Consider the following 9,265-nt stretch of genomic DNA (forward strand, 5'->3'; position numbering starts at 1 on the left):
CCCCGCGCGGCGCCTCGCCCTCGGCGAGGGCCCGGCCGGCGAGCGGCGTCTGGCCTGGGACGGCCGCGACGGCGAGGGCCGGGAGCTGCCGAGCGGGGTCTACCTGTTCCGTCTCGCTGCGGGCGGCGAGGAGCAGCAGGGCCGGCTGGTCAAGCTGCGCTAAGCCCGCCCCCGGGGGCGGCTAAGGACGACGAAGGCGCGGGAGCGATCCCGCGCCTTCGTGTTTCAGACCGTGGCAACTCCACTCAGTAGAGCGCCTTGATGCTGCCCCAGCTTCGGTTCTCCGCCGCGACGGCCTCGCAGCCCTGGCCGTGGTTGCCAATCAACACGCCGCAGGAGTTGTTCGCCGGCAGGCATGGCGAGGTGTTCATGAGCGCCAGGCTGTCCGCACCTCCGGAGCCGCAGAACTGCGGATCGACGGAGATGTTCCCAGCGGTTCCAGTAGGGTCCGCGATGCTTGCGTAGTTGCCGTTCGCATTGCCCCAGACATTCGAGCATGCGATGGACACTTCGGCGGGATCCGAGACCCGGATGCCGCTACCGGCCACCGTATTCGCCACGATGCTCTGCTCAAGGTAGAATGGAGACCCGATGGCGCTTAGAATCGCCGCTCCAAAGGGGCTCGCCTCCTCGGTTTCGTTGCCGACGATGGTGCAGCCAACGACATGGAGTTCAGCATTGCTGTATGCGGTGATGGCCGACCCCCAGTGTTGGGACCAGTTGCCGATGAAGTCGCAGTTTTCGACAACCAGCCGATCGGCCACATCCCAGACCCCATTGAAGCCAATCGCTCCGCCGTAGAAACCGGCTCGGTTCCCAACCAGCACGCTGTTTCGCAATGTCACCTGGCCTTCGGTAGCGACTTCGATCGCTCCACCCCACCCGCCAGCTTCGTTTCCACTGAAGAGCAACCCATCGAGTTCGGCCGAACCGCTGTTGATGATTGCCAGACCCCCTCCATCGCCGGCGAGGTTCCCGATGAACTGCGAATCTCGGATAGTCCCGTTGCACTGTGAGATCATCGCGCCCGCTCCGTTGGAGATGCCAAGGTTGTTGATAAAGAGGCACCTGGATAGATCATAGGTGCTGCGTACGAGGATCAGCCCACACTCGTAGCACTCTCGAAACACACAGTCCACACACTCGATGTCCCCATCAGCAAGGCTAGCGCCGGAGCCGAAATAGACATCGGGATTATCCCTGAAAACCATCCGCTCCATGGTCAGCGTGGTCTCGTTGCACGCGAGCGAGGCATAGACAAGGGGGTCCCGGAAGTTCTGCACGGTGATGCCGGCAAGCACCATGCGCTGCGACGGTGCCCCCACCCCGTTCAGTTGCAGCCAGTAGTGGGCATACCCGAGGTCGAAAACCGTCTGCTCTGGACCCGCCTCGGAAAGCACCGTGAAGGCAGGCCCGGAGTGGCTCACGCGCCGATGCTGCGGCTGATCGTAGAAGCCGGGCGCGATGAGCAGAGTATCCCCGGCCTCGCAGGCGTTGAAGGCTTCCTGAAGCGAAGCGAAACTGCCAGGATAGTGACGGGTTGCGGCAGCGGCGAGATTCGCCGCGAGAAACCAGACGATCGCGGCGACTCTAGTCCCTCGGCAGGCGGATCGGTAGGCACGGAGCACATCGTCACTATCCATGGCTGAACCCTTCGTCAGATGCCCACGTCCCGCCGCTGCCAATCACTATACCCGAACCGGCCGCGACCTGACAACTCGAACCCGGACCGGAGGCGCTCGCGCGGGCCGCAGGTACCCCTTCCCGCGCCGCGGTTTCCGGCCGCTGGCCCTGAGCGCCGCCTTGCCAGATCCGGACAAGGCCCGCCCCCGGGGGCGGCTAAGTCTGGAAAAGGCGCGGGGGATGTGCGAAATTGTCCCCCGCGCCTTCATCTTTGCGAGGTGAGCCATGGCCCTGGACGCCCCCCGCACCGCGGACCGCAAGCGCGGCGAGCGCTACAGCCTCACCCACCAGGTGCGCGTGGTCACCGCCACCAGCCTCTTCGACGGCCACGACGCCGCCATCAACATCATGCGGCGGATGATCCAGCAGGGCGGCGCCGAGGTGATCCACCTCGGACACAACCGGTCCGTGGCCGAGATCGTCGAGGCCGCCATCGAGGAAGACGCCCAGGCCGTGGCCGTGTCGTCCTACCAGGGCGGCCACATGGAGTTCTTCCAGTACATGCGCGACATGCTGGTGGAGCGCGGCGCCGGCCACGTCCGCATCTTCGGCGGCGGCGGCGGCGTCATCCGCCCGGCCGAGATCAAGGCGCTGGAGGCCTACGGCATCGAGCGCGTCTACGACCCCGAGCACGGCCGGCAGATGGGCCTGGCCGGCATCATCGACGACTTGCTCGAGCGCTGCGACTTCTTCACGCTGAACCTGCCCGAGCTGCCGGCCAGCGAGCACAAGGGCGCGGCGATCCCCGACCCCGCGCGCCTCTCCCCCGACGACCACGCCGCCGTCGCGCGGCTGATCACCCTCACCGAGATCGGCGGGCCCAGCTGGGAGCGCCTCGCCCCGCAGATCCGTGCCCGCGCGGCCGCCGCCAAGGCGCCCGTGGTGGGCGTGACCGGCACGGGCGGCAGCGGCAAGAGCAGCCTGCTCGACGAGCTGGTGCGCGCCGCTTCCGCGCGGACAACCCTGCGGCGCGCATCGCCCTGCTCTCGGCCGATCCCTCCAAGCGCCGCACGGGCGGCGCGCTGCTCGGCGACCGCATCCGCATGAACGCCATCGAGGGTCCGCAGGTCACGATGCGCTCGCTCGCCACGCGAGGCAGCCACAGCGAGCTGCCCGAGACCATCCGCGACGCCATCGCCGTGGTCAAGGCCGCGGGCTTCGACCTCGTCATGGTGGAGACCAGCGGCATCGGTCAGGGCGACACGGAGATCGTCGACGTGGCCGACCTGACCATCTACGTGATGACCGCCGAGTTCGGCGCCCCCACCCAGCTCGAGAAGATCGACATGCTGGACTTCGCCGATCTCGTCGCCGTGAACAAGTTCGAGAGGAAGGGCAGCGAGGACGCCCTGCGCGACGTGCGCCGGCAACTGCGCAGAAGCCGCGAGCGCTTCGAGCTGGAGCCCGAGGCGATGCCCGTCTACGGCACCATCGCCAGCCAGTTCAACGATGCGGGGGTGAACGGGCTCTACGCGGGCCTGATCGAGCTGCTCGCGAGCAAGTGCGCCGCCGCCTGGCGCTGCGGGCTGCCCGCGGGGCAGATCGCGCGCACCAGCCGCAGCCACAGCCTGATCCCCGTCGACCGCACGCGCTACCTGGGCGAGATCGCGGGCGCGGTGCGCGGCTACAAGCGCCGCGCCCGCGAGCAGGCGGCCCTCGCGCGTCGGCTCCAGCACCTGCGCGCCGCGCGCGAGGAGCTCGGCGCGGCCGGCGACAGCGGCGCCTTCGCGGCCAAGATCGGCGAGCTCGAGCGCCAGCTCGCGCCGGACGCGGCGACGCTGCTCGCCGGCTGGCAGGACCTGCGCGAGGCTTACGGCGGCGAGCGCTTCCGCTACGAGGTGCGCGGCCGCGAGTTCACCGTGGCCCTGACCAGCGAGACCCTCGCCGGCACCAAGGTGCCCAAGGTCGTCGTGCCCGATCTCGCCGACCACGGAGCGCGGCTCGAGTACATGTTGCTCGAGAACGTGCCCGGCAGTTTCCCCTTCACCGCGGGCGTCTTCCCCTTCAAGCGCGAGGGCGAGGACCCCAAGCGCCAGTTCGCGGGCGAGGGCGGCCCGGTGAAGACGAACCAGCGCTTCCACTACCTCTGCCGCGCCGACCAGGCCAAGCGCCTGAGCACGGCCTTCGACTCGGTGACGCTCTACGGCCAGGATCCCGCCCCCCCGGACATCTACGGCAAGGTGGGCGACTCGGGGGTGAGCATCTGCTCGCTGGACGACATCAAGAAGCTCTACGCGGGCTTCGATCTGTGCGACCCGGCCACCAGCGTCTCGATGACGATCAACGGCCCGGCGCCGATGATGCTGGCCTTTTTCCTCAACGCCGCCATCGACCAGCAGGTCGACAAGTTCCGCGCCGCCCAGAAGCGCGAGCCGAATGCCGCCGAGTTCGCCAAGCTGCGCGCGGAGACCCTCTGCACTGTGCGCGGCACCGTGCAGGCGGACATCCTCAAGGAGGACCAGGCGCAGAACACCTGCATCTTCTCGACGGACTTCGCGCTGCGCATGATGGGCGACATCCAGGCCTACTTCATCGAGCACCAGGTGCGGAACTACTACTCGGTCTCGATCAGCGGCTACCACATCGCCGAGGCGGGCGCGAATCCGATCACGCAGGTGGCCTTCACGCTGGCCAACGGCTTCACCTACGTGGAGTACTACCGCGCCCGCGGCCTGGCCGTGGACGGCTTCGCGCCCAACCTGAGCTTCTTCTTCTCGAACGGCATGGACGCCGAGTACACGGTGATCGGCCGCGTGGCGCGGCGCATCTGGGCCGTGGCGATGCGCGACCTCTACGGCGCCGGCGAGCGGAGCCAGAAGCTCAAGTACCACATCCAGACCAGCGGCCGCAGCCTGCACGCGCAGGAGATGGCCTTCAACGACATCCGCACCACGCTCCAGGCCCTGCTCGCCTTCTACGACAACTGCAACAGCCTACACACGAACAGCTACGACGAGGCGATCACCACGCCCACCGAGGAGAGCGTGCGCCGCGCGATGGCCATTCAGATGATCGTCAGCCGCGAGTTCGGCCTCACCAAGAACGAGCACCCCTGGCAGGGCAGCTACGTCGTGGAGGAGCTGACCGAGCTGGTCGAGGAGGCCATCCTCAGCGAGTTCGAGCGGCTGTCCATGCGCGGCGGCGTGCTCGGCGCCATGGAGACGCAGTATCAGCGCGGCAAGATCCAGGACGAGTCGATGCTCTACGAGCTGCGCAAGCACAGCGGCGAGCTGCCGCTGATCGGCGTGAACACCTACCTGAACCCGGATGCCGCGAACCTCATCCCCGAGGAGCTGGAGCTGCGCCGCGCGACGCCCGCGGAGAAGGCCGAGCAGATCGCCAACGTGCGTGCGCTGCAGCAGCGCGACCCGGCGGCCACGGCCGCTTCGCTGGCCCGGCTCAAGGAAGTGGCCCTGGGCGGCGGCAACGTCTTCGCGCAGCTCATGGAGACGGCCCGCGTGGCGAGTCTCGGCCAGATCAGCCAGGCGCTCTACGAGGTGGGCGGCCAGTATCGGCGGAACATGTAGGCTTCAGCGCCCGCCGCGCCTCAAGGCACCACTAGGAAGCGCGCTGTAGCGCGCCCACCCCCAGCCTCGAGCCGGAAGAGCAGCACCCCCGCGGCAAGCCGGCGGCCGCTCGCATCGCGCGGCTGCCAGGTGATGCGCTGCTCGCCGGCCGCGGCATGTCCCCGCGCGATCATCGCCAGGCGCCGGCCCTTCACGTCGTAGGCCGCGAGCGAGAGCGGGCCGGCGGCCGGCAGTGCGCAGCGCAGCTCGAGCGCTCCATCGGGCCGGCTGGACACGACCAGCGCGAGACCCGGCGCCGGGAGACCCGGCGCGGCCGTGCCGAGCGCGATCGGCGCCACGCTGGCCGGGTCTGCGCCGTAGGCCGTCCACTCGCCGTTGCCGGGCAGGCCCGCGATCAAGACGGGGCCGTCGGCGAGCCGGCGGCACTGGCATCCGCGATCGCCGTGCCCGCGCCCTCCTCGAAGCGGTAGTAGCCGACCAGCCCCGCGCTCGCCGGGTCGATCACGCGATCGGCGATCGCGGCCAGCTCGGCCGGCGCGAGCGCTCTCGTCCACAGGCGCAGCTCGTCGAGGTAGCCGTTGAAGGAGGGGAAGCCCGCGCCCGCGTCGTGCTTCTCGGCGCCGAGCACGATGTAGGGCCCCCAGGGCGTCACCGGGTTCGCGACCCCGCCGTTCGGGTAGCTGATGTCGTCGGTGGAGGCGCCGGGCGAGGACTGCCAGTCGAGCAGGCCGTCGACGACGATCGACTTCAGGCCCGTCGCGGCATCGCGTACGCAGGCGACGTGGTGCCAGGCATCGTCGAGGAGCAGCGTTTCCCCTTCGATGGTGTTCGGCGAGTCCGCGCCCGCCGGCGCGCGGCCGGTGCCGAAGCGCACGCGGCCCCCCGCCAGGCTGATCCCCCAATCCTGCTGGTTATCGGCCCAGATATCGCGGTCGACGACGACGTTGCCGTAGATCCAGTCGTCGCCCCAGCTCTCGCCGCCGCCCCAGCCGCTGGTCGCGTTGTCGATGAGCCGACCGCGCAGCCAGAACTCCACGGTGAAGTCGCCCGCGCCGAGATCGCAGGGCGCGCTGGCGTCGGGGCCGGGCGCGTTGTCGTCGATCGCGATGCGCGCGCGGTCCTGCTGGCCGGCGCCGGTGCCGTGGAAGCGCAGGGCGTGGGCCGAGCCCTGGCCTTGGGCATCGCTGCCGAGCGCGAGCACGAGTAGGGCCAGGCCGAGCGCGGCGCGGCGCGGGCTGCGGATCATCGCTGTTCCTCCCTGGCGGCCGCGCGCAGCAGATCAGCCAATGCGCCGAATCAGCTCCGTGATGCGCGCGAGAGGATGGGAAGTCAGGGGCGCCACATCTCCACGTAGTCGATGAGCATGTTGGCGCCGTTCGTGGCCTCAAACTCGAAGCAGACCTCGTAGGTATTGGTTCCCTCGGGTAGGTAAACGCCCTCTATGGTCATGACTTCCCAGGTGCCATAGGTGTGATCCTCTGGCCACGTCATCTCCTTGGCCCAGATGATGTCACCGTTGAACTTGACGTAGACGAAATTGCTGGCGTGGCCCTCGGCGACATAGCCCATCCACCGCCAGCGCAGTTGCGCTGACTCGAGGAAGACGTCCTGGCAGAAGGAGTTGCTGTTCGGCGTTCCGCAGAACCCGCCGAGCCATGCCGCCATCACCCCATCGTACGCAGGATAGCCCCAGATGTGCAACGGATCCAGGATCCAGGAGCAGGTCGTGTTCGTAGTGCAGGTCCAGGCCGAACCTGCTCCACAATCACCCTGCTCGAAGCTGCCGTCCCCTACGAGGATCCAGCTGTGTCTCTCCCCCGTGGCTGCCGTGTCCGCAGGCGCGTCGCGCAGATTAGGAGCGGAGAGCCTCCGTTCGCCCGGGGGGCAGAGGCTGGGCTGGGCCGCGGAGATTGCCGCAGGATCGAGGCTAACGAGGACCGCAATGCCGAGCACGAGTCTCCAGCGCATATCACCCCACCATCACAATTCGCGTCGAAGCGGCCGCTGTGGCGCCCTGCGCGCGGATGAAATAGACGCCGCTGGCCGCGGTGCCTCCCGCTCCATGCCTGCCATCCCAGACGAGGCGTTGCTGCCCAGCTGGATACGGCCGCTCGGCAATCACAGCGCAAAGCCGTCCGGTGACATCGTGCACGCTGACGCGGACTGCCTGTGGGATGCGAAGGCCAAGATCGATGGTAACACCGTCTCGCCCGGGGTTGGGAAAGGCACGGAGGAGGAGTCCATCCGCGAGTTGGCTGCCGACCGCAGGCACGACCGTCAGGTCTCCACAGGGCAGCGCACCGAATGTCATGATCGCTTGCTCCGCCACGCAGCGTCCAAGATCTGGGTCCCGTCATAGTTGCAGGCGATGAACGCATACCCGTCTGCAACGTCGAATCCATACGCCGACGAGGGGAGCGCCGCGCTGCCCACGAGATGGGGAATGTTCGCCTCGCTGATGTCCAAGATCGCCAGTCCCAGGTGTTGGTTCAGGGTAAAGGCGAGATCGCCCTGGACCGCTACATCGACCTCTTTGTACGGGCGGTCGAAAGAGCCTGCGATCGTGGGCGCCGTCGGCGTGCTGCAATCGACAAGGATGAGTCCGTCTGAATCGGCCGCTACTGCGAGAACACCACCGCTGCGGAAGTCCAGCTCACGGAGATGATCCGCAACTTCGATTGCACCCAGTTCCTTGATTCGCTCCGGACGCGACACATCGTAGAGGCGGATGCTGGAACTCTCGACGATCAATGCGCAGACCTGTTCTTGGAGAGCGATTCCGCCCAACCGCAGTGGGATGTCCACGTAGCCGACGAGTTCCGCAGCGAAGGGATCAGAGATGTCCAGCACATGGAGCCCCTCACGCTGTACCGGGACGTAGACCCTTTCCCCATCGGTCGCGATTCCGAAACAACGCTTACCGGGCAGCAAAGTGGTAAGCACTTGAAAAGTCGAGACCTCGCTGGCGTCGATAACATGGACCCCGCCGGTACCAGCTACAAACAGGAACCCGCCGCTGAAACAGGCTGAGACGTAGGCCTCCCCTGGATGAGACAGGCTGCCCAGGATCGGGGCCAGCGCGGTGGGCGTCTGCGCGGCGATGCACACCGAAGAGCCGGCACTTGCGAGCAGGCCATCGGCGAAGACCGCGCGATTCTTGTGTACGGGGTACTGCATGATCGGTACTGCGTTCAGCGGATCGCTGAGATCGTAAACCCTGAGCCAGCCAGGGTCGGGCTGACCGGAGATGGTGAGCAATCGGTCGCCCTCGCGCGAGAAGCGCCAGACCGTCTCCGTTGGTGTACTCGGCAGGATCCGCTGCCAGTCGAGCGGATCGGCGATGTCTACCGCTCGGATTCCTTGATCGCGCTGGGCAAGGACCGCGACGTCTCCGAAGAGCTCGATGTCCTGAGATTCATCTGCAAAGGAGGTGATGTGGAGCCGCCGTGGCATCGACGGATCGGCGATGTTGATAACCTCCATCCCCCCCATTCCGTCCGCCACGTAGAGCAGGCCATCGCGGACGGCGATGCCCTGCGCTTCAACCGTCTGGAGAGTTCCGAGAACCGCTGGGTTCGCGGCGTCGGCAACGTCCAGTAGCACGACACCGGGCTCTCCCGCGGCAATGACGAGGACATCGTCAACCATCTGCATCTCTCCGCTATGACCGAGCGGCACCTCGGCAATGACTGCGGGCTCCGTTGGATCGCTGATGTCGATCGTGACGAGACCGAAGTCCTCAATCGTGAGATAGAGAGTATCCTCCACGGGTAGAATGGCTTCGATCTCCCGATCTTCGTGTTCCGGCCAGAGGAGGCCCCCGAGCGGCAACGGCCGCAAGGGGTCCGAGAGGTTGAAGATCAGGAGCTGAAGGGCCCAGTCGTCAATGCGATGGCTGCCCACGAAGAGCAGCGGCGTTGCGTAGGCGAGCTGGCGAATGGAACCAGCGGAACGTGTCAACGTGTTTGAGATACCTTGGACATGAGTTTACTGTCTAGCGCTCACGAACTCTCCCACCATGAGGTCGCCGCCAATGGCGCCTCCTGCGACCTCGA

General features: G+C 67.2%; 6 protein-coding genes and 1 pseudogene. 1 reads left to right on the plus strand and 6 read right to left on the minus strand.

Annotated features, from left to right (window positions below; all coding sequences use genetic code 11):
• Window positions 1-245: 245 nt before the first annotated feature.
• The gene (locus FJ251_10745) at window positions 246-1,643 is read right to left on the minus strand and encodes a hypothetical protein (protein ID MBM4118198.1); all 1,398 of its coding nucleotides are present in this window, start codon (window positions 1,641-1,643) and stop codon (window positions 246-248) included.
• Window positions 1,644-1,908: 265 nt separating this feature from the next.
• On the opposite strand from FJ251_10745, the pseudogene FJ251_10750 reads away from it, so the two are divergent.
• A pseudogene (locus tag FJ251_10750) lies at window positions 1,909-5,210 on the plus strand (methylmalonyl-CoA mutase).
• Between the two features lie 20 nt (window positions 5,211-5,230).
• Here the strand turns inward: FJ251_10750 and FJ251_10755 are convergent.
• From FJ251_10755 to FJ251_10775, 5 genes are all read right to left on the minus strand, one after another.
• On the minus strand, window positions 5,231-5,608 hold the full coding sequence (locus FJ251_10755) for a hypothetical protein (GenBank protein MBM4118199.1): 378 nt from the start codon (window positions 5,606-5,608) through the stop codon (window positions 5,231-5,233).
• The gene (locus tag FJ251_10760) at window positions 5,605-6,456 is read right to left on the minus strand and encodes a LamG domain-containing protein (protein ID MBM4118200.1); all 852 of its coding nucleotides are present in this window, start codon (window positions 6,454-6,456) and stop codon (window positions 5,605-5,607) included. The genes FJ251_10755 and FJ251_10760 overlap by 4 nt, the downstream gene beginning before the upstream one ends.
• A gap of 83 nt (window positions 6,457-6,539) precedes the next feature.
• Entirely contained in the window at window positions 6,540-6,875 is a 336-nt protein-coding gene (locus FJ251_10765) for a hypothetical protein (protein ID MBM4118201.1), read from the minus strand.
• 304 nt (window positions 6,876-7,179) lie between these two features.
• On the minus strand, window positions 7,180-7,539 hold the full coding sequence (locus FJ251_10770; GenBank protein MBM4118202.1) for a T9SS type A sorting domain-containing protein: 360 nt from the start codon (window positions 7,537-7,539) through the stop codon (window positions 7,180-7,182).
• Window positions 7,518-9,170, minus strand: coding sequence for a hypothetical protein (locus tag FJ251_10775; protein ID MBM4118203.1), 1,653 nt, complete (start codon window positions 9,168-9,170; stop codon window positions 7,518-7,520). The genes FJ251_10770 and FJ251_10775 overlap by 22 nt, the downstream gene beginning before the upstream one ends.
• Window positions 9,171-9,265 lie beyond the last annotated feature (95 nt).

The organism is bacterium (genome assembly GCA_016873475.1).
Lineage (GTDB): Bacteria > Krumholzibacteriota > Krumholzibacteriia > JACNKJ01 > JACNKJ01 > VGXI01.